The sequence below is a fragment of the Luteimonas huabeiensis HB2 genome, assembly GCF_000559025.1.
In the GTDB taxonomy this organism is placed as follows: Bacteria; Pseudomonadota; Gammaproteobacteria; order Xanthomonadales; family Xanthomonadaceae; genus Luteimonas; species Luteimonas huabeiensis.
In genome coordinates this window covers 103,603-126,704 of record NZ_JAAN01000033.1, presented here as the reverse complement: position 1 = coordinate 126,704, position 23,102 = coordinate 103,603, and the positions used below count along the sequence as shown (strand labels likewise).

19 protein-coding genes, 1 other RNA gene and 1 pseudogene are annotated in these 23,102 nt (G+C 73.4%); 7 read left to right on the top strand and 14 right to left on the bottom strand.

The genetic code is table 11. From position 1 onward, the window contains the following. Nucleotides 1-190 precede the first annotated feature (190 nt). From rpiA to Z164_RS0114280, 6 genes are all read right to left on the bottom strand, one after another. Nucleotides 191-838 (bottom strand): ribose-5-phosphate isomerase RpiA, encoded by a 648-nt coding sequence (gene rpiA, locus Z164_RS0114300; RefSeq protein ID WP_024891368.1) that lies wholly within the window; start codon nucleotides 836-838, stop codon nucleotides 191-193. A gap of 1 nt (nucleotide 839) precedes the next feature. Further along, on the bottom strand, nucleotides 840-1,316 hold the full coding sequence (locus Z164_RS0114295) for an EVE domain-containing protein (RefSeq protein WP_024891367.1): 477 nt from the start codon (nucleotides 1,314-1,316) through the stop codon (nucleotides 840-842). Continuing rightward, nucleotides 1,313-1,921, bottom strand: a complete 609-nt coding sequence (locus tag Z164_RS0114290) for a 5-formyltetrahydrofolate cyclo-ligase (protein ID WP_024891366.1) — start codon at nucleotides 1,919-1,921, stop codon at nucleotides 1,313-1,315. Before Z164_RS0114290 ends, Z164_RS0114295 begins: the two co-directional genes overlap by 4 nt. 133 nt (nucleotides 1,922-2,054) lie before the next feature. After that, a non-coding RNA gene (gene ssrS / locus Z164_RS22005) (6S RNA) lies at nucleotides 2,055-2,238 on the bottom strand. An 87-nt stretch (nucleotides 2,239-2,325) separates the two neighbouring features. Then, nucleotides 2,326-2,610, bottom strand: coding sequence for a cell division protein ZapA (locus tag Z164_RS20660; RefSeq protein ID WP_043690179.1), 285 nt, complete (start codon nucleotides 2,608-2,610; stop codon nucleotides 2,326-2,328). Continuing rightward, entirely contained in the window at nucleotides 2,607-2,828 is a 222-nt protein-coding gene (locus Z164_RS0114280; RefSeq protein WP_024891365.1) for a TIGR02449 family protein, read from the bottom strand. The genes Z164_RS20660 and Z164_RS0114280 overlap by 4 nt, the downstream gene beginning before the upstream one ends. Nucleotides 2,829-2,999: 171 nt before the next feature. Between Z164_RS0114280 and Z164_RS0114275 the strand changes: the two genes are divergently transcribed. Further along, nucleotides 3,000-3,542, top strand: a complete 543-nt coding sequence (locus Z164_RS0114275) for a UPF0149 family protein (protein WP_024891364.1) — start codon at nucleotides 3,000-3,002, stop codon at nucleotides 3,540-3,542. Nucleotides 3,543-3,556: 14 nt separating this feature from the next. Continuing rightward, nucleotides 3,557-4,882: a Xaa-Pro aminopeptidase gene (pepP, locus tag Z164_RS0114270; protein ID WP_024891363.1), complete on the top strand. Its 1,326-nt coding sequence runs from the start codon at nucleotides 3,557-3,559 to the stop codon at nucleotides 4,880-4,882. Between the two features lie 39 nt (nucleotides 4,883-4,921). Here pepP and pepQ read toward each other — a convergent pair whose 3' ends face one another. From pepQ to rph, 6 genes are all read right to left on the bottom strand, one after another. Continuing rightward, nucleotides 4,922-6,253, bottom strand: coding sequence for a Xaa-Pro dipeptidase (gene pepQ, locus Z164_RS0114265; RefSeq protein ID WP_024891362.1), 1,332 nt, complete (start codon nucleotides 6,251-6,253; stop codon nucleotides 4,922-4,924). Nucleotides 6,254-6,329: 76 nt separating this feature from the next. Beyond that, nucleotides 6,330-6,686, bottom strand: a complete 357-nt coding sequence (locus Z164_RS0114260) for a PilZ domain-containing protein (RefSeq protein ID WP_024891361.1) — start codon at nucleotides 6,684-6,686, stop codon at nucleotides 6,330-6,332. Beyond that, nucleotides 6,683-8,917 carry a DUF1631 family protein gene (locus Z164_RS0114255; RefSeq protein WP_024891360.1) on the bottom strand — a complete coding sequence of 745 codons (2,235 nt, stop codon included), beginning with the start codon at nucleotides 8,915-8,917 and terminating at the stop codon, nucleotides 6,683-6,685. The genes Z164_RS0114260 and Z164_RS0114255 overlap by 4 nt, the downstream gene beginning before the upstream one ends. Nucleotides 8,918-8,920: 3 nt before the next feature. Next, nucleotides 8,921-10,081, bottom strand: coding sequence for a radical SAM family heme chaperone HemW (gene hemW, locus Z164_RS0114250; protein ID WP_024891359.1), 1,161 nt, complete (start codon nucleotides 10,079-10,081; stop codon nucleotides 8,921-8,923). Nucleotides 10,082-10,135: 54 nt separating this feature from the next. Beyond that, nucleotides 10,136-10,756 carry an RdgB/HAM1 family non-canonical purine NTP pyrophosphatase gene (gene rdgB, locus Z164_RS0114245; RefSeq protein WP_024891358.1) on the bottom strand — a complete coding sequence of 207 codons (621 nt, stop codon included), beginning with the start codon at nucleotides 10,754-10,756 and terminating at the stop codon, nucleotides 10,136-10,138. Next, entirely contained in the window at nucleotides 10,753-11,481 is a 729-nt protein-coding gene (gene rph / locus Z164_RS0114240) for a ribonuclease PH (protein WP_024891357.1), read from the bottom strand. The genes rdgB and rph overlap by 4 nt, the downstream gene beginning before the upstream one ends. Before the next feature lie 107 nt (nucleotides 11,482-11,588). Between rph and Z164_RS0114235 the strand changes: the two genes are divergently transcribed. The 4 genes from Z164_RS0114235 (at nucleotide 11,589) to Z164_RS0114220 (ending at nucleotide 15,905) form a co-directional block, all read left to right on the top strand. Next, nucleotides 11,589-12,449, top strand: a complete 861-nt coding sequence (locus Z164_RS0114235) for a YicC/YloC family endoribonuclease (protein ID WP_024891356.1) — start codon at nucleotides 11,589-11,591, stop codon at nucleotides 12,447-12,449. A 51-nt stretch (nucleotides 12,450-12,500) separates the two neighbouring features. Then, nucleotides 12,501-13,193: a guanylate kinase gene (gene gmk / locus Z164_RS0114230; RefSeq protein WP_024891355.1), complete on the top strand. Its 693-nt coding sequence runs from the start codon at nucleotides 12,501-12,503 to the stop codon at nucleotides 13,191-13,193. 123 nt (nucleotides 13,194-13,316) lie between these two features. Next, on the top strand, nucleotides 13,317-13,619 hold the full coding sequence (gene rpoZ / locus Z164_RS0114225) for a DNA-directed RNA polymerase subunit omega (protein ID WP_024891354.1): 303 nt from the start codon (nucleotides 13,317-13,319) through the stop codon (nucleotides 13,617-13,619). A gap of 120 nt (nucleotides 13,620-13,739) precedes the next feature. Then, entirely contained in the window at nucleotides 13,740-15,905 is a 2,166-nt protein-coding gene (locus Z164_RS0114220; protein WP_024891353.1) for a RelA/SpoT family protein, read from the top strand. Nucleotides 15,906-16,192: 287 nt separating this feature from the next. Here the strand turns inward: Z164_RS0114220 and recQ are convergent. Continuing rightward, nucleotides 16,193-18,001, bottom strand: a pseudogene (gene recQ, locus Z164_RS0114215) (DNA helicase RecQ); the annotation flags it as partial. Nucleotides 18,002-18,243: 242 nt separating this feature from the next. Next, nucleotides 18,244-18,852 (bottom strand): ferritin-like domain-containing protein, encoded by a 609-nt coding sequence (locus tag Z164_RS0114210; RefSeq protein WP_024891351.1) that lies wholly within the window; start codon nucleotides 18,850-18,852, stop codon nucleotides 18,244-18,246. Between the two features lie 90 nt (nucleotides 18,853-18,942). Here Z164_RS0114210 and hrpA point away from each other — a divergent pair, with 90 nt between their 5' ends. Further along, on the top strand, nucleotides 18,943-22,986 hold the full coding sequence (gene hrpA / locus Z164_RS0114205; protein WP_024891350.1) for an ATP-dependent RNA helicase HrpA: 4,044 nt from the start codon (nucleotides 18,943-18,945) through the stop codon (nucleotides 22,984-22,986). Nucleotides 22,987-23,102 lie beyond the last annotated feature (116 nt).

The window sequence follows — 23,102 nt, the reverse complement described above, 5'->3', positions numbered from 1 at the left end:
CCCCGCCGATAGGCGGGGGGTTTTTCTTTGCCTCCCGTCAACTCAGCGCTGGAGAAACTCGGCAGCGCGCGATCGAGCCCGCTCACGCGCCCACGCGGACGCCTTCCCCCGCGAGCGCGGGAGAAGAAAGTGCAAAGTGGCGTACCGATCGCTCGTCCGGTGCGGACGAGTGGGTGCTGCCTCGACGGGCTCAGAGCACCGTCGGCGGCTCGGTGCCGACGATCACGACGTCGGCGGGGCGGCGCGCGAACAGACCGACGCTGACGACGCCGGGAATCTGGTTGAGGGCGCGCTCGGTCGCGACCGGGTCGACGATCTCCAGCCCGTGGACGTCGAGCACCCAGTTGCCGTTGTCGGTGGTCACGCCCTCGCGCCAGACCGGCTGGCCGCCGGTCTGCGCCAGCACCTGCCGGGCGACCAGGCTGCGCGCCATCGGGATCACCTCGATCGGCAGCGGGAAACGGCCCAGCACCGGCACCTGCTTGGCGGGATCGATGATGCAGACGAAGCGCTCGCTGGCCTCGGCGATGATCTTCTCGCGGGTCAGGGCGGCGCCGCCGCCCTTGATGAGGCGCTTGTGCGGATCGCACTCGTCGGCGCCGTCCACGTAGAGCGGCAGCGGGCCGGCGGCGTTGAGATCGAGCACGGGGATGCCGTGGGCCTTCAGCCGCTGCGTGCTCTGCTCCGAACTGGAGACCGCGCCCTCGATGCGGTCGCGGATGCGCGCCAGGGCGTCGATGAAGTAGGCCACGGTGGAACCGGTGCCGACGCCGACGACGCTGCCGTCCTCGACGAACTCGATGGCCTTCTCGCCGGCCAGGCGCTTGCTTTCGGACATGTCAGGCCTTTTCCAGCGCGAGCAGGATCTTCCACTGCGCGGGCGTCACGGGCAGCACCGAGAGCCGGCTGCCTTTGCGGATCAACGCGAACTCCTCGCCGAGATCGTCGGCGCGGGTGCGGATGAGGTCGAGCGGGATGGGGCGCTCGAGGCGGCGCACGAAGCGCACGTCGACCAGGAACCAGCGCGGTTCCTCGCGCGTGGCCTGGGCATCGTGGTACTTGGAGCGGGGATCGAACTGGGTCGGGTCCGGGTACGCCGGCGAGGCGACCTCGGCGATGCCGTAGATGCCCGGCACCTTCGTGTTGGAGTGGTAGAACAGGACCCCGTCGCCGACCTGCATGCCGTTGCGCATGAAGTTGCGCGCCTGGTAGTTGCGCACGCCGGTCCAGGGTTCGGTGCCGACGCGCTCGAGATCGTCGATGGAAAAGTCGGTCGGCTCCGACTTCATGAGCCAGTAGCGCTTGCGTGCGGTCATGCGGCGGCGGGCATCAGGGTTTCGGATTCGGTGCAGATCGCGTCCATGGGCACGTCCCACGGCGCTTCGGGCAGGGCCTCGACTTCCTGGACGGCATGCGCGGCGCCCACCAGCCACGGCGGCGGCGCCGCGTCGAGGCGGTCGGCGAAAGTGCGATCGTACCAGCCGGCGCCCATGCCCAGCCGGCGCCCGCTGCGGTCGAAGCCGACCAGCGGCGTCACCACGAGCGTCATGTCGCCGGCCGCGAGCAGCGCGCCCGGCCCGGATTGCGGCTCGGGAATGCCGTAGCGGTTGGCGGCCAGCGGGTCGCCGGGCCGCCACGGCGCGAAGCGCATGCGGCCGTCGTCGTGCAGGACGGGCAGGCAGTAGACGACGCCGCGCGGCAGGCGCAGCTGCCAGACGTGCAGGGCGACCTCGCCGTCCATCGCCCAGTAGCCGGCGACGTAGCCCTGCTGCGGCGCGAACGGGAGCGCCAGCAGCCGTTCGGCGACGCGCTCGGCGGCGGCGATGCGCTCCGGCGCCGACAGCGCCTTGCGGCGGTCGCGCAGCGAGCGCCGCAGCGCGGCGCGCTCGGCGGACGTGGGCGGGCTCGAGGAATCGGACATGCGCGCATTCTGGACGAGTGCGCCGGGGCGCGGAACCCCGCATGCGGCGCGAAGCCGGGTGCGGATGCGGCGCGGGCGCGGCGGAAGCCGCGGCGCTGGCCGGGCTTCCGCCGCGCCCGCGCCGGAAATCAATACGTCCTCCGCCATGACGATGCGCGCGAAACGACCTTGAACCCGGGGTTCAAGTGGGAACGCTTGGGATCCATCGGGCTTTCCGCACGGGGCGGACTTGCACACCCGGATTCCGTCACGTCCCCGAGGTCGTCATTAAGGGACAAGGCGAATGTTTGCGCGCGCCGTCGACACAGCAGAGGACGCGAGGGGGAGTATAGCGCGCGTTCGCCGTCGCGCACGTCCGCCGGTCGGCGCCGGCAGGGGACGTTCAGGACGCGCCGACGCGAGGTTCAGTCGAGGCTGTCGAGACGGCGCTCGAGCCGGTCGAGCACGCTGCGCAATTCGCGCTCGCGCGTCTCGTGTAGGGCGCGCAGCTCCTGCAGTTCGTAGGCCAGGTTGAGCGCCGCCAGTACGGCCACGCGATCGACCGCGGCCATGCGGTTGCTGCCGCGCACCTCGCGCATCTTGCCGTCGAGCACGCGCGCGGCGGCCAGCAGCGCATCGCGCGCGTCGGCGGACACGCCGACGGTGTACTCGCGGTCAAGCACGCGAATCGAGACCGGCTCGGTGCTCACGTGTGCTGTTCCAGCGATTTCAGGCGCGCGATCATCGCCTCGACCCGCGACCGCGCCTGCTCGTTCTTGGCCAGCAGCTGCGCGCGTTCGCTGGCGAGCTGCTCCTGCTGCTGCCGCAGGCTGCGGTTTTCCTCGGTGAGCCGCTGGATGCGCTCCACCAGCGTCTCGAGACGACCGGCGAGGGCGCGCAGCTGGGCGACGGGATCGGGCGGGTCCATGGCGGCACGATAGGCAGCCGCCGGAACCCGGTCAAGGCGGCGTGCGGCGCCCGGTGCCGGGCGGGAGCGCCGCACCGCGCCGGTCGCCTCCGGTCGCGCGAGCGCATGGAAGGCCGCATGCGCTCGCGCGGCGCACGCCCTAGACTGTGGCGCCCACCGCGGAGCGATGCCGTGACCGACGAATCCCTTCCCGCGCCCGAGGCCGTCGAGGACTCGATCCGGCGGCTCGGCCTGGCGACGACGCCGGCGGAGCTGCACGGCGCCGTGAGCGGCTGGCTGGCCGGCGGCGGCGACCAGGCGCCCGGCTGGCTGGGCCGGCTCCTGGCCGATGCCGAGTCGGCGGAAGCCGACGACACCCTGCAGGCGCTGCGGGCGGCGACCGCGGCGCAGCTGGAGGACCGCAGTTTCGGCTTCGCGCTGCTGCTGCCAGACGCCGACGCCACGCTGTACCAGCGCAGCGCGGCGCTGTTCGAGTGGTGCCGCGGCTTCCTGGGCGCGTTCGGTCTGGCGGCCGGCGAGGCGCCGGGGCTGTCGGAAGAGGGCCGGGAGGCGCTCGGCGACCTGGCCAAGCTCGCCGCGGCCGCGCCGCAGGACGGCGGCGACGACGAGGATGAGAACGCGCTGGCGGAGATCGAGGAGTTCGTGCGCGTCGCGGCATTGCTGCTGCACGGCGACTGCGCGCTCGGGCGCCGCCACCGCCAGAGCCTGAACTGAGGACCGCCGATCGCATGAGCGCCCATGCCGGAATCCCCGCCGCGACCTATGCGCGGCGCCGCCGCCAGCTGATGCGCATGGCCGGGCCCGACGCCATCCTGGTCCTGCCCGCCGCGCCCGAGCGCGTGCGCAGCCGCGACACCCACTATCCGTACCGCCAGGACTCGGATCTCTGGTATCTCACCGGCTTCGAGGAGCCCGATGCGGTGCTGGTGCTGGTGCCTGGGCGCGCGCACGGCGAGAGCCTCCTGTTCTGCCGCGAGCGCGACCCGGAGCGCGAGGCCTGGGACGGGCCGCGCGCGGGGCCGGAGGGCGCGGTGGATGGATTCGGCATGGACGATGCCTATCCGATCGACGATCTCGACGAGATCCTGCCGGGCCTGCTGGAAGGCCGCACCCGCGTCTACTACCACTTCGGCCGCGACACCGAATTCGACCTCAAGCTGATCGGCTGGCTCAACCGCGTGCGCGCGCAGGTGCGGCTGGGCGCGCAGCCACCGCACGAGTTCCTGGAACTGGGCCACCTGCTCGACGAGATGCGGCTGTTCAAGTCGCGCGAGGAACTGCGGCTGATGAAGCGCGCGGCGCGGATCAGCATGGAGGCGCACGCCGCGGCGATGCGCGCGGTGCGCCCGGGGATGCACGAATACGAGCTGCAGGCCGAGCTGGAGCGGGTGTTCCGGCGCCACGATGCGGTGCCGGCCTACGAGAGCATCGTGGGCGCCGGCGCCAACGGCTGCGTGCTGCACTATCGCGCCAATCGCGCGCAGGTGGCCGATGGCGACCTGGTGCTGATCGACGCCGGCGCCGAATACCGCGGCTACGCCGCCGACATCACCCGGACCTTCCCGGCCAACGGCCGCTTCGGCCCGGAGCAGCGCGCCCTGCACGACCTGGTGCTGGCGGCGCATGCGGCGGCGATCGCGCAGGCGCGGCCGGGCGTGGCCTACGCCGCCCTCCACGATGCCGCGGTCGCCGTGCTCACCGAGGGGCTGGTGCGCCTGGGGCTGCTGAAGGGCCGGCCGGCGCGGCTGATCGCCGGAGGCGACTACAAGCGCTTCTATCCGCACAAGACCGGGCACTGGCTCGGCCTGGACGTGCACGACGTCGGCGACTACCGCATCGACGGCCAGTCGCGGGTGCTGGAGCCGGGCATGGTGTTCACCGTCGAGCCCGGGCTCTACATCCCGCCGGACGCGCGGGGCGTGCCGGCGGCGTGGCGGGGGATCGGCATCCGCATCGAGGACGACGTGGCGATCACCCGCGACGGCCATGAAGTGCTCACCGAAGGACTGCCGCGCAGCGCGGAGGAGATCGAGGCGTTCATGGCCGCGCGCTGACGGCGGCGCACAGCGCGCGCCGCCGTCGCGAGCGCGGGGTCAGCCGGCGCTGCGCGCGAACTCCTCGCGGGTGAGATTGCGCGGGGCGCCGTCCTCGGCGACGACCAGGTCGTCCTCGATGCGGATGCCGCCGTAGGGGCGCAGGGCCTCGACGCGGTCCCAGTCGATCTCGCCGGCGTGCTCGCTCTCGCGCAGTTCCTGCATCAGCAGGTCGGCGAAGTAGATGCCGGGCTCGTTGGTCACCACCATGCCGGGCTCGAGGGTGCGGGTCAGGCGCAGGTAGGGGTGGCCGTCGGGCTTGGGGATGGTGCCGCCGGCGTCGGAGGCCGCGAAGCCGCCCACGTCGTGGACCTGCAGGCCGATGCCGTGGCCGATGCCGTGCGGGAAGAACTTGGCGCTGACGCCCGATTCCAGCGCCGATTCCGGCTGCATGCGGATCACTCCGGCCTCGCGCAGCACGCCGGCCAGGGCGAGGTGGGCGTCGAGATGCACCTGGCGATAATCGGTGCCGGCGCGGAAGCGGTCGTTGAGGTCCTGCTGCACGCGGTCCACGGCCTCGATCAGGGCCTGGAACTCGCCGCCTTCCTCGAACGCATGGGTGCGGGTGATGTCGCAGGCGTAGCCGGCGTGGGCGGCGCCCGCGTCCACCAGCAGGCTGCGCAGCGGCTTCGGCGGCACGCGGTCGAGCTGGGTGTAGTGCAGCACCGCGCCGTGCTGGTTCAGGGCGACGATGTTGTCGTAGGGCAGGTCGTGCGCGTCCTGTCCGGCGGCCTGGCAGTAGGCCAGGTGGATGCCGAACTCGGAGGCGCCGGCGCGGAACGCGCGCTCGGCGGCGCGGTGCGCGCGCACGCCGCGCACGGTGGCCTCGCGGATCATCTCGATCTCGTAGGGCGTCTTGTAGGCGCGGTGGTAGTCCAGGTAGGCCAGCACCGGCTCCGGGTTGTTCGGCACGAAATCGCCCAGCGCGCTCTGCGCCTCGCCGAGGATCGCGCAGCGCGACGCGTCCCGGGGCAGGTGCTGCAGGGCCTCCTCGGCGCTGCGCACGACGGTCACGTCGAAGTGCTCGACCCAGATCCCCGCCGGCGCCTCCGGCACCACGTGCCAGTAGTCGAACGGCTGCAGGTAGATCAGCCTCGGCCGCTCGCCCGGCGTGGCCACCAGCCAGCTGCCCGGATTGCGGGTCAGCGGCACCCAGGCCTTGAACTGCGGGTTGGCCGCGTAGGGATAGTCGCGGTCGTCGAACACCTGCCGGTGCGGCGTGCCGCTCGGCACGACCAGGGTGTCGAAGCCGCCGCGTTCCAGGGCGACGGCGGTGCGGCGCTGCAGGGTGGCGAGGTGGTCGGCGTAGAGGGAAGCGGTGTCTGCGGTCATCGGAGCGCGGGCGCCTGTGGGACGAGTGAGCGCCCATTGTCACGCATTCGCCACGCGGCTGCCGGCGGCCCCGCGCTCAGCCGGTGGCGCGCACCCACTCGCGCAGGGCGCGCGCCTGCGCCTCGTCCAGGGCGATGAAGCGCAACCCGGCCCAGACCTGGCCGGGCGCGCCGGCCGCCGCGCTCCACAGCAGCTGCGCGCCCAGCTCGAGCGCGCGCGGGGAGGCGCCCGGCGTGGCGGGCGGCAGGGCGAACCGGAGCTGGTACAGCGCGTCCTCCACCAGCGGCACGCCGGCGATCAGCAGCATGCCGGTCTCGGACAGGTTGCCGATGCGGCCCAGGCGTTGCTCGGTCATGGCGTCGATCACCTCGATCAGCCCGGCGACCTGGCGCCTGGGCGCGCGGCGGTATTCGGAGCCGGCGGGGGCGGTCATGCGCGGGGCGCCTCGTCGCCGCTCTGTTCGCGCAGCGCCTTCAGCGCCGCTTCCCAGGCGCGGTCCACCGGCAGGCCGCGCGAAGCCTCGACCACCCGGGCCTCGCCGCGCGCGAGCTGCCGCGCGAGGGCGTGGAGCGTGGGCTCGGCCACCCGCTGGCCGCGCTGGTTGACCAGCAGCGCATGGCCGGTCTCGGGACTGAACCAGGACAGTCGCCGCCGTGCCACCGCGCCGTCCGGGCCGACATCGAAGTCGATCCAGGCGCCGGCCGGCAGCGCAAGTAGGCGTTCGTACTGCGTCCGTTCCTCCGGCGTGAGATCGGCCCCGCTTTCCGTGGGCGGCGCCTGCACGGCGCGTTCCTCGCCCAGGCGGGCACGCGCCGCCAGCGCCAGGGCGATCTCCGTGCGCGCGGCGGCGTCGGCGTCGTCGCGACCGGCCAGGAGCGCGGCGATGGCGCGGGCCTCTTCGTCGTGGTAGCCGACCTGGCCGAGCGCGGCCTCGACGTCGGCGGCCAGCGCCTCGTCGGCGGCGCCGGTGGCGCCACGGGCGACGATGCGGCGGGTCGCCGCCAACTGCGCGCGCCAGGTCGCGGAGTCCTCGCCCTGCCGCAGCAGGGTCAGGGTCAACACGTCGCTCCAGGCCTGCGACAGCAGCGTCCGCACCAGCGGCGGCAGCCGCTGGCCTTCGGTCTGCGCGGCGACGACCGCCTCGGCGCGACGCCTGGCGATCTCCAGCTTCTCCTTGCCGCGGGCGGCCTCCACGTGGCGGCGCTCGGCGGCGGCGGCGCGGCGCGCCTGCGCCTGCAGGTCGGCGTGCAGCCGCGCCTGCGCGCGCTCGAAGACCGCCGGGTCCTGGTCGCGTTCGGCCCCCACCTCGGCCACCGCGCGCTGCAGCGGCCCGATCAGGTGCGGGTCCAGTTCGCCGGGCGGCAACCAGCGCGCGGCGCTCTCGGCCACCGTGTCGAGCAGCCGGCGCGCGGGGTGGTCTGCGCGCAGCAGCGCGGCGCGGTCTTGCAGCGACATGCGCAGCAGCGGCAGTTGCAGGCGGCGGATCAGGTCCGCGGTGGGCGCGTCGCGCCGCAGCTCGCGTTCCAGCCAGGCGTAGAGCAGTTCCAGCAGCGCGAAGGTGTCGCCATCCTCGGGCGAGAGCGCGGCCGGGGCGCCGCCGTCGGCGGCCTGCGCCAGGATGTCGCGGCGGAGCTCGCCGATGCCCGCGGCGCCGGTGGCCTCGCGTCGCGGCTGCAGCGCGCGCAACGCGTCCAGCAGCTCCGGGGTGGTCAGCATGCGCGCAGCGCCGGCGCCGCCGCCGGGCGCGGCGCCGGCGCCCGCGGCAGGGCGCCGGGCGGCCAGCAACTGCCGCAGCAGGGCCAGCGCGCCGGCCGCGCCATCGGCCACTGCGCCGGCGGCGGGCTGGCCGAACCAGGCCGTGTGCGCCCGGCCGCCGGCGGCGCGCTCCTGCGGGCGGTCTCCCTCCGCGTCGCGCGGTCGCGGCGTCGGCCGCGCGCGGATCGGGACGAAGGTGAGCGCCGGCAGGATGCCGTCGGCGATCAACTGCTCGTTGACGCGTTCCAGCAATTGCGGGTAGCCGCTCATCACTTCGCGCTCGAAGCCGCGGTAGAGCAGCAGGCGCGCCTCGTGGCCCAGACCGAGCGGCGCGACGGCCTCGCGCAGGTCGCGGCACAGCGCGTGCGGGCCCAGCGGCAGGCGGGCGGCGTCGAAGGCGGGCTGGCCGGCCAGCACGCCGAAGCGGTGCCCGAGCAGGTGCAGGGGCAGGGCGGCGCGGCGCTCCTGGCGCGCGGCGATCTCGCGCAGCACGGTGACCTCGTCGGTCTCTTCCACCTCGACCAGGCTGAGGTTGCGGAAGCTGACCTCGCGCGGCGCGGCGGCCGGTGCGGGCGGCGGCGTGCGGATCGCCGCGAGTCCGGCTTCCAGCGCGCGCAGGAAGCGCGGGATCAGCCCGGCGCGATCCAGCCGGAGCTCGCGCAGCGCGGCGGCATGCGCGGATTGCGCGGCGGGCGCGCGCGCCAGCTCGGTCAGCCGCAGCAGGTCGCGCTCGAAGACGTCGAGCGTGCGGATCAGGCCGCGATCCAGCTCCGCCTCGGCGGTGCGCAGGGTCCGTTCGAGCACCCGACGCACGCGCGCCGGCAGCGGCGCCGTCGCCAGGCGCTGCGCGCCCGGCGGGCCGGGGCGGGAGGGATCGGGCGGGGCGGGGTCGGCAGAAGGGGCGTGCATCGATCAGGCGTCGTCTTCCATGAACAGCTCGATGACGTCGTTGCCGAAGCGGCTTCCGAGCGCGGTCGGAAGTATGCGCTCGGCCCTCGCTTCCAGCCAGCCGCGCGCGATGGCCTCGCGCAGCGGTCGCTCGATGGCGGTGCGCGGCAGGCCGGTCCGCGCCTCGAAGTCCTGCAGCCGGAAGCCCTCGGTGAGCCGCAGCGCGTTGAGCACGTACTCGAACGGCCGCCGCGCGGGCGGCACGAAATCGTCGCCGCCGATCGCCTGCGCGGTGCCGGCCGCGGCCAGCCAGGCGGTGGGATGGCGCTGTTTCCAGCGCCGCAGGATCGAGCGGTCGTGGCCGAGGCTGATCTTGCCGTGCGCGCCGGCGCCGATGCCCAGGTAGTCGCCGAAGCGCCAGTAGTTGAGGTTGTGCGCGCACTGCCGGCCCGCGCGCGCGTAGGCGGAGACCTCGTACTGGGCGTAGCCGGCCGCGGCGAGCGCCGCCTGGCAACGCTCCTGCATGTCCCAGGCGCCGTCCTCGTCGGGCAGCCCGCCGGGCGGGCGCGCGGCGAAGACGGTGTTGGGTTCCAGGGTGAGCTGGTAGTGGGAGATGTGCGCCGGCGCCAGCGCCACGGCGCGCGCGACGTCGGCCTCGGCCATCGCCAGGTCCTGGCCGGGCAGCGCGTACATCAGGTCGAGGTTGAGGTTGTCCAGCCCGGCGTCCTGCGCCAGTTTCACCGCGCGCTCGGCCTCGGCGGCGTCGTGGATGCGGCCCAGCCGGCGCAGGCAGCCATCGTCGAAGCTCTGGATTCCAAAGCTGATGCGGTTGACGCCGGCGGCGCGGTAGTCTTCGAAGCGGCCGTGCTCGGCGGTGCCGGGATTGGCCTCGAGGGTGATCTCCAGGCCGGGCGCGAAGCGCAGCCGCGCCGAGGCGCCCTGCAGGAAGCGGTCGATCTCGGCGGCCGGGAACAGGCTGGGGGTGCCGCCGCCGAAGAACACCGAGTGCACGGTGCGGCCCCAGGCCAGCGGTAGGTCGTGGTCGAGATCGGCCAGCAGCGCGTCCACGTAGGCGGCGTAGGGCGGCGTGCCGCGCGCCTGGTGCGAGTTGAAGTCGCAGTACGGGCACTTGCGCACGCACCACGGCAGGTGGACGTACAGCGACAGGGGCGGGGGGATCAGCACCGCCCTATTGTAGGAGCGCGCCCGCGCGCGAACGCCGTTCGGCGGCCGGCGCGTTCAGGCGCCGCGTTCGGCCGACAGCCGCTCGCGCAGCCGCTGCAGGGCGATGGCGCGATGGCTGATGTGGTCCTTCAACGTGGGGTCCATCTCCGCCGCGGTCAGGCCGTGCGCGGGGTCGAGGAACACCGGGTTGTAGCCGAAGCCGTTGGCGCCGCGCGGGGTCTCGACGATGCGGCCCTCCCAGGTGCCCTCGGCGATCAGCGGCTGCGGGTCCTCGGCATGGCGCAGCAATACGATGACCGCGTAGAAGCGCGCCGAGCGCCGCGCCTCGGGCACGCCGCGCAGGGCCGCGAGCAGCTTGGCGTTGTTGGCGGCATCGTCGGTCGGGCTGCCGGCGTAGCGGGCGCTGTACAGCCCCGGCGCGCCGTCGAGCGCATCGACGATCAGGCCGGAATCGTCGGCCAGCGCCGGCAAGCCGGTCGCGGCGCTGGCGTGGCGCGCCTTGAGCAGCGCGTTCTCGACGAAGGTCAGGCCGGTTTCGGCCGCGTCCTCCACCCCCAGCTCGCGCTGCGGCACGATGCGGTAGGGCAGGCCGGCCAGCAGCGCGCCCAGTTCCCGCAGCTTGCCGGCGTTGCCGCTGGCCAGCACCAGGGTGCCGGGGCCGGGCAGCGCGCTCATCCGTCCAGCGCCGCGCGCTGCGCGGCGAGCAGCTCGCCGATGCCGCGCTCGGCCAGGCCGAGCAGGGCGTCGAGCTCGTCGCGGCGGAAGGCATGGCCCTCGGCGGTGCCCTGCAGTTCGATGAAGCCGCCGCCGTCGTTCATGACGATGTTCATGTCGGTGTCGCAGGCGCTGTCCTCGGCGTAGTCGAGGTCGAGCACCGGCACCCCGCGCCACAGCCCGACCGAGACCGCGGCGACCGCGCCGAACAGCGGGTCGCGCTTGATCTCGCGCCTGGCCAGCAGCCAGCGGGTGGCGTCGGCCAGGGCGACGTAGGCGCCGGTGATGGCCGCGGTGCGGGTGCCGCCGTCGGCCTGCAGCACGTCGCAGTCCAGGGTGATGGTGCGCTCGCCGAGCGCCGCGCGGTCCACGCAGGCGCGCAGGCTGCGGCCGATCAGGCGCTGGATCTCCAGGGTGCGCCCGCCCTGCTTGCCGCGCGCGGCCTCGCGGTCGCTGCGGGTATGGGTCGCGCGCGGCAGCATGCCGTACTCGGCGGTCACCCAGCCCTCGCCCTTGCCGCGCAGGAAGGCGGGCACCCGGTTCTCGACGCTGGCGGTGCACAGCACCCGGGTCTGGCCGAAGGCGATCAGCACCGAGCCCTCCGCGTGGCGGGTGTGGCCGCGTTCGATGCGGACCTCGCGGAGCTGGTCGGGGCGGCGTCCGCTCGGGCGGGCGATGTCTTGCATGGCGATGGGGGACCTGGGCGGCGGGAGAGTCTAGCAGGGGCGCGGCCGCGCCCCGGGGCGGCCGCGGCGATGGCATACTGCCCGCCCGCCGGAACCGACGCTCGCGCATGATCCGAAGCATGACCGCCTTCGCCTCCGGCGAGCGCGCCACGCCCTGGGGCACGCTCGGCTGCGAGCTGCGCGCGGTCAACCACCGCTACCTGGAACTGGCGGTGCGCATGCCCGACGAGCTGCGCGCGCTGGAGCCGCTGCTGCGCGAGCGGGTCGCGGCCAGGCTGTCGCGCGGCAAGGCCGACCTGACCCTGCGCCTGCGCAACGGCGAGGGCGCCGGCGCGCTGGAACTCAACCAGCCCGTCCTCGACCGGCTGGCGGCGCTGGCGGCCTCGCTGGAGGGGCGTTTCCCGAGGCTCAACACCGGCCTGGCCGAGCTGCTGCAGGTGCCGGGCGTGCTGCAGGCGCGCGCGGTCGATCCGGAGGCGATGCAGGCCGCGGCGCTGGCGCTGCTCGACGCGGTGCTCGACGACTTCGTCGCCGCGCGCGAGCGCGAGGGCGGCAAGCTGCGCACCGCCATCGCCGAGCGGGTCGACGGCATCGCCCGCATCGCCGGCGAGGTGCGCGCGCTGGTGCCGCGGATCCGCGAGGGACAGCGCGCGCGGCTGGAGGCGCGGCTGGCCGAGCTGCCGCAGCCGCTCGATCCGGGGCGGCTGGAACAGGAACTGGTGCTGTCGCTGCAGAAGCTCGACATCGACGAGGAGCTCGACCGCCTCGACAGCCACATCGAGGAGATCGGCCGGGTGCTCGCCCAGCGCGAGCCGGTCGGGCGCCGCCTGGACTTCCTGCTGCAGGAGTTCAACCGCGAGGCCAACACCCTGGGCTCGAAGTCGGTCGACCGCCGTACCTCGCAGGCCGCGGTGGAGCTGAAGGTGCTGATCGACCAGATCCGCGAGCAGGTGCAGAACATTGAATAGCCTGGCATGGGGATCGGCGCCCCGGGCCGGGAACCCGCGGAAGCAACTACGATGGCCAACCCGCTGAGCGACGACCGGGCCCCCGCTTTGTCCACTCCCGCATCCTCACTCCCGGCGCCCGGCCCGGGCCGCGGCACGCTGTTCATCGTCGCCGCGCCCTCGGGGGCCGGCAAGTCCAGCCTGGTCAACGCCTGCCTGGCGCGCGATGCGTCGATCCGGCTGTCGATCTCGTTCACCTCGCGGCCGCCGCGGCCGGGCGAGCGCCATGCCGAGCACTACCACTTCGTCAGCGCCGAGGAGTTCCAGGCGATGATCCGCGCCGGCGAGTTCTTCGAGTACGCGCAGGTGCACGGCGACTGGAAGGGCACCGCGCGGCAGTCGGTGGAGCCGCAGCTGGCGGCCGGGCACGACGTGCTGCTGGAGATCGACTGGCAGGGCGCGCGGCAGGTGCGCGAGAAGGTGCCCGAGGCGGTCAGCGTGTTCATCCTGCCGCCCTCGCGCGCCGCGCTTGAGGAGCGCATGCGCCGCCGCGGCCAGGACAGCGAGGAGGTCATGCGCCGGCGCCTGGACGCCGCGCGCGAGGAGATGTCGCACTACGACGAGTTCGACTACGTGGTGGTCAACGAGGACTTCGACACCGCGGTGGGCGAGCTGTGCGCGGTCTTCGCGGCCAGCCGCCTGCGGCGGCCGCTGCAGGCGATCCGGCACCGGGCGCTGATCGAGGCGCTGCTGGCCGAACCCTGAAGCGCCCCTGTCGCAAGTGCTTGATTGCAAAGGATGCGACTTGCTCAACCCGGTGCGTCTGGCCTAGACTCGCCGGTCCTTCCCTTCTTCTAGCGAGCGGCCCCGAGGCCGCCGGGAGCCCCGATGGCCCGCATCACCGTGGAAGACTGCCTGCAGGTGGTCGACAACCGTTTCGAACTGGTCATGATGGCCGCCAAGCGCGCGCGCCAGCTGGCCAACGGCGTCGAGCCGCAGCTGGACAACAGCGAGACCGACGACAAGCCGACCGTGCTGGCCCTGCGCGAGATCGCCGCGCGCCGGATCGACAACGACTACATCGAGGCCGTGGACAAGGCCGAGCGCGAGCGCAAGGAGCGCGAGGCGCTGGAGTGGGCCGCGGCCGAGGTGGTGGCCGATGACGATCTGTCCAAGGGCGACGACCTCTAGCGTTCGCGTCCGGCGCCCGTGCGCCAGCCTGCGAGGACGGCCCCGCCTGTGCGGGGCCGTTCGCGTTCGTGCCCGCGGCGACGCCTCCCCATCGCGCGGTTTTTCGCCTAGGCTCTGGCGATGACCCCGCACGCGCCCACCGACACCGCGCTCGTTCCGGTGCCCTCCGACGACGCCGTCCCGGAGTACATGCGCGCGCTGGAGCGGGCGACTTCCTACCTGTCCGAGGACCAGCGGCAGGTGCTGCGCCGGGCCTGGGCGGTGGGCGCGCAGGCGCATGCCGGGCAGACGCGCAAGTCGGGCGAGCCCTACATCACCCACCCGGTGGCGGTGGCCGGGGTGCTGGCCGAGCAGAAGGTGGACCTGGAAACCCTGGTCGCCGCGATCCTGCACGACACCATCGAGGACACCTCGCTCACCGCCGAGGAACTGGCCAGCCAGTTCGGCGAGCAGGTCGCCGGCCTGGTCGAGGGCGTGACCAAGCTGGACAAGCTGCAGTTCAGCAGCCGCCAGGAGGCCGCCGCCGAGAGCTTCCGCAAGATGATGCTGGCGATGGCGCGCGACCTGCGCGTGATCCTGATCAAGCTCGCCGACCGCCTGCACAACATGCGCACCCTGGGCGCGCAGTCGGTCGAGGCGCGCGAGCGCATCGCCCGCGAGACGCTGGAGATCTACGCGCCGATCGCGCAGCGGCTGGGCATGAACCTGATCAAGGCCGAGCTGCAGGATCTCGGCTTCAAGGCGCTGCACCCGATGCGGCACTCGGTGCTGCAGAAGCGCATCCGCGCCCAGCCGCTGGTGCGGCGCGAGGCGATGTCGACGATCGAGGCGCAGCTTGCGCAGCGGTTGACCAACGAGGGCCTGCAGTACCGCCTGGTGAGCCGGGTCAAGTCGCCGTGGAGCATCTACAACAAGATGCAGAACGAGGGGAAGACCTTCGACCGCGTCATGGACGTGTTCGGCTTCCGCATCATCGTGCGCACCGTGGCCGACTGCTACCACGCGCTGGGCGTCGCGCACTCGGTGTACAAGCCGCTGGACGGGCGCTTCCGCGATTTCATCGCCATCCCCAAGGCCAACGGCTACCAATCGCTGCACACGGTGCTGTTCGGCCCCTACGGCTCGCCGATCGAGGTGCAGATCCGCACCGAGGACATGGACCTGATCGCCGAGCGCGGGATCGCCGCGCACTGGGCCTACAAGCACGGCGGCAGCCCCACCAGCGCGCAGACCCGCGCGCACTCGTGGATCACCAGCCTGCTGGAGTCGCAGCGCGCCACCGGCTCCTCGCTGGAGTTCCTGGAGAACGTCAAGGTCGATCTGTTCCCGGACGAGGTCTACCTGTTCACGCCCAAGGGCGACATCCTCTCGCTGCCCCGCAACGCCACCGCGCTCGATTTCGCCTACGCCGTGCATACCGACGTCGGCAACCACGCGGTGGCCGCGCGCGTGGACCGCAAGCTGGTGCCGCTGCGCACGCGCCTGGCGAGCGGGCAGCAGGCCGAGATCATCACCGCGCCCTCGGCCCTGCCCAAGCCGCAGTGGCTGGAGTTCGTGGCCACCAGCAAGGCGCGCACCGCGATCCGCCAGCAGCTCAAGCAGCTCGAGCACGAGGACGCCGTGCAGCTGGGGCACCGCATGCTCGACCGCGCGCTGGAGGACCTGGGCAGTTCGCTGGAACGCATCCCGGCCGCGCGGCTGGAGGGCTACTTGGGCGAGCTGCGCTATCCGCGGCTGGAGTCGCTGCTGGCCGACATCGCGCTGGGCAACCGCATGCCGGTGCAGGTCGCCCACGCGCTGGCGCAGACCGCGGCCGGCGAGGGCGAGCGCGACGGCGCGCGCCACGGCGAGAAGATCCTGATCACCGGCAACGAGCGCGGCGTGATCGCCTTCGCCAACTGCTGCCTGCCGATCCCCGGCGACGAGATCATGGGCTACCACACCGCCGGCAAGGGCATCGTGGTCCATCGCCTGGACTGTCCCAACGTCGCCGAATACCGCAAGTCCCCCGAGCGCTGGGTCGATATCGGGTGGGACCGCGAGGTGTCCGGCGACTTCAACGTGGCGCTGCGCATCGAGGTCGAGAACCGGCCGGGCGTGCTGGCGCAGGTGGCCGCGGCGATCGCCGAGGTCGATTCCAACATCGAGGGCGTCGAGTACCTGGAGCGTGACAGCAACGTCGCCGCGATCCGCTTCTCCATCGAAGTGCGCGACCGCAAGCACCTGGCCGACGTGATCCGCCGCACCCGCCGCCTCGGCGTGGTGCTGGCGGTGCAGCGCCTCTAGGCGGTATCGACGTCGGCCTGCTTCCTCCGCAAGCGGAGGGCATCTCGTTTTCCTTCCCCCGCAAGCGGGGGGCATTCTGTTTTTTCCCTTCCCCCGCAAGCGGGGAGCATCCAGCTTTTTTCTTCCCCCGCAAGCGGGGGAAGGTGCCGAAGGCGGATGGGGGCGCGCCGCAGGGAAAGCCGCCCTCATCCGGCGCTGCGCGGGAGAAGGGACGATGTGCGCCCGCTTGCGGGAGAAGGGACGACATGCGCCCGCTTGCGGGAGAAGGGACGACATGCGGCGGCGGTCTCGCGCACGGCGTCGATCACCAGCTCGCCGTAGCGTTCCAGCTTGCCGGCGCCGATGCCGCCGATGCGGCCCAGGGCGTGCAGGTCTTCCGGGCGCTGGCGGGCGATCTCGCGCAGGGTGGCGTCGTGGAAGATGACGTAGGCAGGCACGTTCTGCTCGCGCGCCAGGCGCGCGCGCAGCGTGCGCAGGGCCTCGAACAGCGGCCGGTCGGCCGGGTCCAGATCCGCCGCCGCGGCCGGCCGCGCGCCGGAGGCCGCGCGCTCGCGACAGGCGGGCGCCAGCTTGCGCAACTGCACCGCCTGCTCGCCGCGCAGCACCGCGCGGCTGGCCTCGGTCAGGCGCAGCGCACCATAGCCTTCGGCGTCCACCGCCAGCAGTCCGTGGGCGACCAGCTGGCGGAACACGCCGCGCCAGGCGCGCGCGTCGAGTTCCCCGCCGACGCCGTAGGTGCTCAGCCGGTCGTGGCCGAACTGGCGGATCTTCTCGTTGTCGGCGCCGCGCAGGATGTCGATCACATGGGCGGCGCCGAAGCGCTGGCCGCTGCGGAACACGGCGCTGAGCGCCTTCTGCGCGGCCACCGTCGCATCCCAGCTCTCCGGCGGCTGCAGGCAGTTGTCGCAGTTGCCGCAGGGCCTGGGATAGTCCTCGCCGAAGTTGGCCAGCAGCACCTGGCGCCGGCAGCGCATGCTCTCGGCGTAGCCGACCAGGGCGTCGAGCTTGCGGTGCTCCAGCCGCTTGCGCTCCTCGCCCGAATCCGACTGCTCGATCATCTGCCGCAGCAGCACCAGGTCGCCCAGGCCGTAGCACATCCACGCCTCGGCGGGCTCGCCGTCGCGGCCGGCGCGGCCGGTCTCCTGGTAGTAGCCCTCGATGGACTTGGGCAGGTCGATGTGGGCGACGAAGCGGACGTCGGGCTTGTCGATGCCCATGCCGAAGGCGATGGTGGCCACCACCACCACGCCGTCCTCGCGCAGGAAGCGGCGCTGGTGCGCCGCGCGCAGGCGCGCATCGAGCCCGGCGTGGTAGGGCACGGCGTCGATGCCGTGGCCGGCCAGGTACTCGGCGGTCTCCTCCACCTTGCGCCGCGACAGGCAGTAGACGATGCCCGCCTCGCCGCGGTGGCTGCCGACGAAGTCCAGCAACTGGCGTCGCGCGTTGTCCTTCTGCACCACGCCGTAGCGGATGTTGGGGCGATCGAACGAGCTGACGAAGCGACGCGCCTCGCCCAGCTGCAGACGCTCGGCGATCTCGCGCTGGGTCGGCGGATCGGCGGTGGCGGTCAGCGCGATGCGCGGCACGTCCGGCCAGCGCTCGTGCAGCACGGTCAGCTCGCGGTACTCGGGGCGGAAATCGTGCCCCCATTGCGAGACGCAGTGCGCCTCGTCGATGGCGAACAGCGCGATCCGGGCGCGGTCGAGCAGCGACAGGAAGCGCGGCGTGAGCAGCCGCTCGGGCGCCACGTACAGCAGGTCCAGCTCGCCGTCGCGCAGCGCGCGCTCGACCGCCTGCGCTTCCTCCGCGTCCAGGGTCGAGTTGAGATAGGCCGCGCGCACGCCGAGCTGGCGCAGCGCCTCCACCTGGTCCTGCATCAGCGCGATCAGCGGCGAGACCACTACGCCGGTGCCCTCGCGCAGCAGCGCGGGCACCTGGTAGCACAGCGACTTGCCGCCGCCGGTGGGCATGAGCACCAGAGCGTCGCGGCCGGCGGCCACGTGCTCGACGATGGCGGCCTGCTCGCCGCGGAAGTCGGCGTGGCCGAAGACGCGCTGCAGGATCTCGTGCGCGTCGGCTGGAGAGGGGGAGAGCATGCGACTAGGATACCGCCGACGCGTCGCAGCCCCGGGGATCGGGAGCCCGGCGCCCGGCGGCGCGAGCGCGCCGGGGTGCATGCGCCGGTCGGACCCGACGCCGCCGTCGCGCCGGAATCCGCGCCGGTGGCGGGACGCGAGCCGCCGCGTCCGCGCGGCGTTGCGAAAACGCGACGCCCCGCGGCCGGTCGGCGCGCGGGGCGTCGAGGCGACCGGAGCATCGCGCCCCGGCCGCGACCGCATCACTGCAGCAGCGAGCGCAGCATCCAGGCGTACTTCTCGTGGGTCTGCAGGCGCTGGATCAGCAGATCCTCGGTCGGCTCGTCGTCGCCGTCGTCGGCGATCTCGATGGCCTCGCGCGCGCTGCGGCACACGGCCTCGTTGCCCTGGACCAGCTGGCGCACCATCTCCCGCCAGTCCGGCGCGGTCTCCAGGCCCGGCTCCTCCTTGATCGAGGACAGGGCGATGAATTCCGCGTACGAGCCCGGCGCGTTGTAGCCCAGGGCGCGGATGCGCTCGGCGATGTCGTCCAGCGCGTTCCACTGCTCGGTGTACTGTTCCTCGAACATGTTGTGCAGGGCGTTGAACATCGGCCCGGTCACGTTCCAGTGGAAGTTGTGGGTCTTGAGGTAGAGGGTGTAGGCGTCGGCCAGGAACACCGACAGGCTCTGCGCGATCTTCTTGCGATCCTGGTCGGGAATGCCGATATCGATGGCCGGTGCCGACGATTCGGGCGCCGGCGAGGCGACCGGCTGCGGCGACCGGTCCGCGGACTTGCCGGACTTGCCGGACTTGCCCGCCTTGGCGGGCGCGGCGGCGGACTTCTGCTTGGGGGTCTTGCTCTTGGCCATGGGCGGCTCCGTTCGTTGTCTGGGCTGCGACCACGATAATGTGGCCTTCGTAGCGTACATGTGACTGGCAGGACGCGATTGCAAGCGGCGATGAACACCCCACTCCAACCCGAGCGTCCCCAGCAACGCGTCCGCCCCGACGAGGCGCAGGCGCGGGCGCGCCGCGCGATCGACGGCGCCTTGTCGCGCGATCGCGGCCGCCTTCATGGTCTGTGGTCGCAGTGGCGCGCGCGGCCCGGCGACGCCGCCGCGCGGGAGGCGTTCGAGGCCGCCCTGGCCGCCTCGGTCGCCGCGCGCGAGGCGCGCGCCGCGGCGCTGCCGTGCCCGCAGGTGGACCCGGCGCTGCCCATCGCCGCCGAGGCCGAGCGCATCGTCGCGCTGATCCGCGAGCACCCGGTGGTGGTGATCGCCGGCGAGACCGGCTCGGGCAAGACCACGCAGCTGCCCAAGCTCTGCCTGGCCGCCGGGCGCGGCGCCGCCGGCACGATCGGCTGCACCCAGCCGCGGCGCATCGCCGCGCGCGCGGTGGCCCGTCGCGTGGCGGAGGAGCTGCAGACCCCGCTGGGCGGGCTGGTCGGCTTCCAGGTGCGCTTCAACGATCAGGTCGGCGAGCGCACCGCGGTGAAGTTCATGACCGATGGCATCCTGCTGGCCGAGATCGCCTCCGACCGCTGGCTGTCGGCCTACGACACCCTCATCATCGACGAGGCCCACGAGCGCAGCCTCAACATCGACTTCCTGCTGGGCTACCTCAAGCGGCTGCTGGAGAAGCGGCGCGACCTGAAGGTGATCGTGACCTCGGCGACGATCGACACCGAGCGCTTTTCGCGGCACTTCGGCGATGCGCCAGTGGTGAACGTGGAAGGGCGCGGGTACCCGGTCGAGGTGCGCTGGCGGCCCCTGGGCGGCGCGCTCGGCGGCGCCGGAGGCGAGGCGGCGGAGGACGGTCCGGTCTCGGTGCTCGACGGGATCGTCGCCGCCTGCGACGAGATCATGCGCGAGCGCGGCACCGGCGACGTGCTGGTGTTCCTGCCCGGCGAGCGCGAGATCCGCGATGCGCACCAGGCGCTGGAGCGGCGCAAGTACCGCCACACCGAGGTGCTGCCGCTGTACGCGCGGCTGTCGGCGCGCGACCAGGACCGGGTGTTCAATCCGGGCCCGTCGCGCCGGATCGTGCTGGCGACCAACGTCGCCGAGACCTCGCTGACCGTGCCGCGCATCCACTACGTGGTCGATCCCGGCCTGGCGCGGGTCAAGCGCTACAGCCCGCGGCAGAAGCTCGACCGGCTGCACGTGGAGCCGATCTCGCAGGCCGCCGCGGACCAGCGCAAGGGCCGCTGCGGCCGCATCGCGCCCGGTACCTGCATCCGCCTGTACGACGAGGCCGATTTCCTCGCGCGCCCGGCCTATACCGACCCGGAGATCCGCCGCGCGGCGCTGGCCGGGGTGATCCTGCGCATGCTGTCGCTGGGGCTGGGCGAGGCCGCCGGTCGCGGCGGCGGGCGCCGGCGCGGCCGGACGCCCGACGCGCCGGCGAATCCGCGGCTGATCGAGGACTTCCCGTTCGTCGAGCCGCCCGATGCGCGCGCGGTCGCCGACGGCTGGCAGCAACTGGCCGAGCTGGGCGCCGTGGACGGCGAGCGCCGCCTCACCGACATCGGCCGGGCGATGGCGCGGCTGCCGGTGGACGTCAAGCTGGCGCGGATGCTGGTGGCCGCGCAGGCCCACGGCTGCCTGCGCGAGATGCTGGCGATCGCGGCGTTCCTGGGCATCCAGGACCCGCGCGAGCGCCCGGCCGACCAGCGCGCCGCCGCCGACAACGCGCATGCGCTGTTCGCCGATCCGCGATCGGAGTTCGTCGGCATCCTCAAGCTGTGGGAGGCGTACCGTGTCGCGCACGAGGAATCGACGCAGTCGCAATTGCGGCGCTGGTGCGACAAGCACTTCCTCGGTTTCCTGCGCATGCGCGAATGGCGCGAGCTGCACCGCCAGTTGAAGCTGCAGTGCGAGGAGCTGGGCTGGTCGGAGCGACCGGCCGAGGCGGCGCCTGAGCAGGGCGGCGCGGCCGCGCGCGCCTACGCCGCGCTGCACCGGGCGCTGATCGCGGGTCTGCCGACCCAGCTCGGCCAGCGTGGCGACCGCGGCCAGTACGAAGGACCGCGCGGGCGGCGCTTCCAGCTGTTTCCGGGCTCCGCGCTGGCACGCAAGCCGCCGCCGTGGGTGCTGTCGGCCAACCTGCTCGACACCGAGCGAGTCTGGGCGCTGACCAACGCCGCGATCGAGCCGGACTGGGCGATCGCCGAGCTGCCGCACCTGCTGGCGCGCCGCCACTACGACCCGCGCTGGTCGCGCGCGCAGGGGCGGGTGATCGGCAGCGAGCAGATCGGCCTGTTCGGGCTGGTGCTGGCGCCGAAGCGGCCGGTGGACTACGGCCGGCTGTATCCCGAGCAAGCGCGCGCGCTGTTCCTGCGCGACGGCCTGGTCGCCGGCGAGATCGACCTGCGCGCGCCGTTCCTGGCGCGCAACCTGGCCGTGCTGGCGCAGGCGCGCGAGGAGGAGGCCAAGCAGCGCCGTGCCGGCCTGGTGGTCGACGAATCCTGGATGGCGCAGTGGTATCACGACCGCATTCCCGCCGGCATCGTCGATGCGCGCGCGCTCGACGCCTGGTGCCGGCGCGCGTCCGAGGCCGAGCGCCGCGCGCTGGAATGGACGCGGGACGACCTGCTGATGGGCGAGGAGAGCGACGCGGCGCGCTTTCCGCCTGTGTTCGCGGTGGGCAACGCGCGGCTGGAGGTGGTCTATCGCTTCGAGCCCGGCGCGCCGGACGACGGCATGACCCTGCGCCTGCCGCTGCACCTGCTCAACGCGCTCGACCCGTCGCGGCTGTCGTGGCTGGCGCCGGGCTTCGTCGAGGACAAGGCGGCGGCGCTGATCCGCGGCCTGCCGAAGGCGCTGCGCCGCAATTTCGTGCCCGCTCCGGACTTCGCCCGCGCCTTCGCGCAGGCGCATCGCGAGCCGGAGGCCGATGCGCTGACCAGCGCGCTGGCCCGCTTCCTGCGGCGGCTGACCGGCGTGGAGATCGCCGCGACCGACTTCGACGAGGCCGCGCTCGAACCGCACCTGCGCATGAACCTGCGCCTGTTCGCTGCCGACGGCCGCACCGTGCTCGCCGAATCGCGGGACATGGAGGCGCTGCGCGCGCGCTTCGGCGCCGAGGCGGACGCCGCCTTCGCCGAGCGCGCCGCCGAGGGGCTGGCGCAGTCCGGGCTGACCGCGTTCCCGCAGCGGCCGGTGCCGGTCTCGGTGCCGGGCGCGGGCGGGATCGTCGCCTATCCCGCCCTGGACGACGACGGCGACAGCGTGTCGCTGGCGGTCTATCCGGACGCGTCCGAGGCCGCCAGGCGCCACGCGCGCGGGGTGCGGCGCCTGCTGCGCCTGGCGCTGGAGCCGAAGCTGCGGCAGGCGCGCAAGCAATTGCCGGTGCCGTCGAAGACCGGCCTGCTGTACGCGGCGATCGAGGCCGGCGCGCCGCGCGCAGACGTCGAGCGCGGCGGCGACCCGCTGCGGACCGACCTGGTCGAGGGCGCCTTCGAGGCGCTGGCGGCCGACGGCCTGGAGGCGATCCGCGATGCCGACGCCTTCGCCGCCCGCCGCGAGGCGATCTCGCGCGCGCTGTTCGCCGAGGCGACCCGCCGGCTGGCCCTGGCCGAGGAGGTCCTCGACCGTGTCGCCGAGATCCGCGGCCGCCTGGAGGGCGGACTGATGGGCTGGGCGCGCGGCAACCTCGACGACATGCGCGCGCACCTGGATGCGCTGGCGCCGCCGGGCTTCCTGCGGCAGGCGCCGGAGGCGTTGCTGGCGCAGATGCCGCGCTATCTCAAGGCGCTTTCGCTGCGCGCCGAGCGCGCGCTGCGCGATCCGTTGCGCGACCAGCAGCGGATGCTGGAACTCAAGCCGTTCGTGGATGCGTTGCGCGAGGCCGAAGCGGCTGGCCGCGCGGACGCCCCCGAGTGGCGCGCGTTCCGGCAGGACATCGAGGAACTGCGCGTCTCGCTGCACGCGCAGGAACTCGGGGTCCGCGGCCAGGTGTCGCCGAAGCGGCTCGCGGCCGCGCTGTCGCGGCTGCGCGCCTGACCGGGGAACCGCCGCCGAAAACCGTGACCGTCGGCGCCGATGGCCGCGTCCGCAGCGTGCTAGCGTGGTCAGACCCGCGTCGTCTTGCCGGCGCGCGGGCGACGCGGCACCGGCGC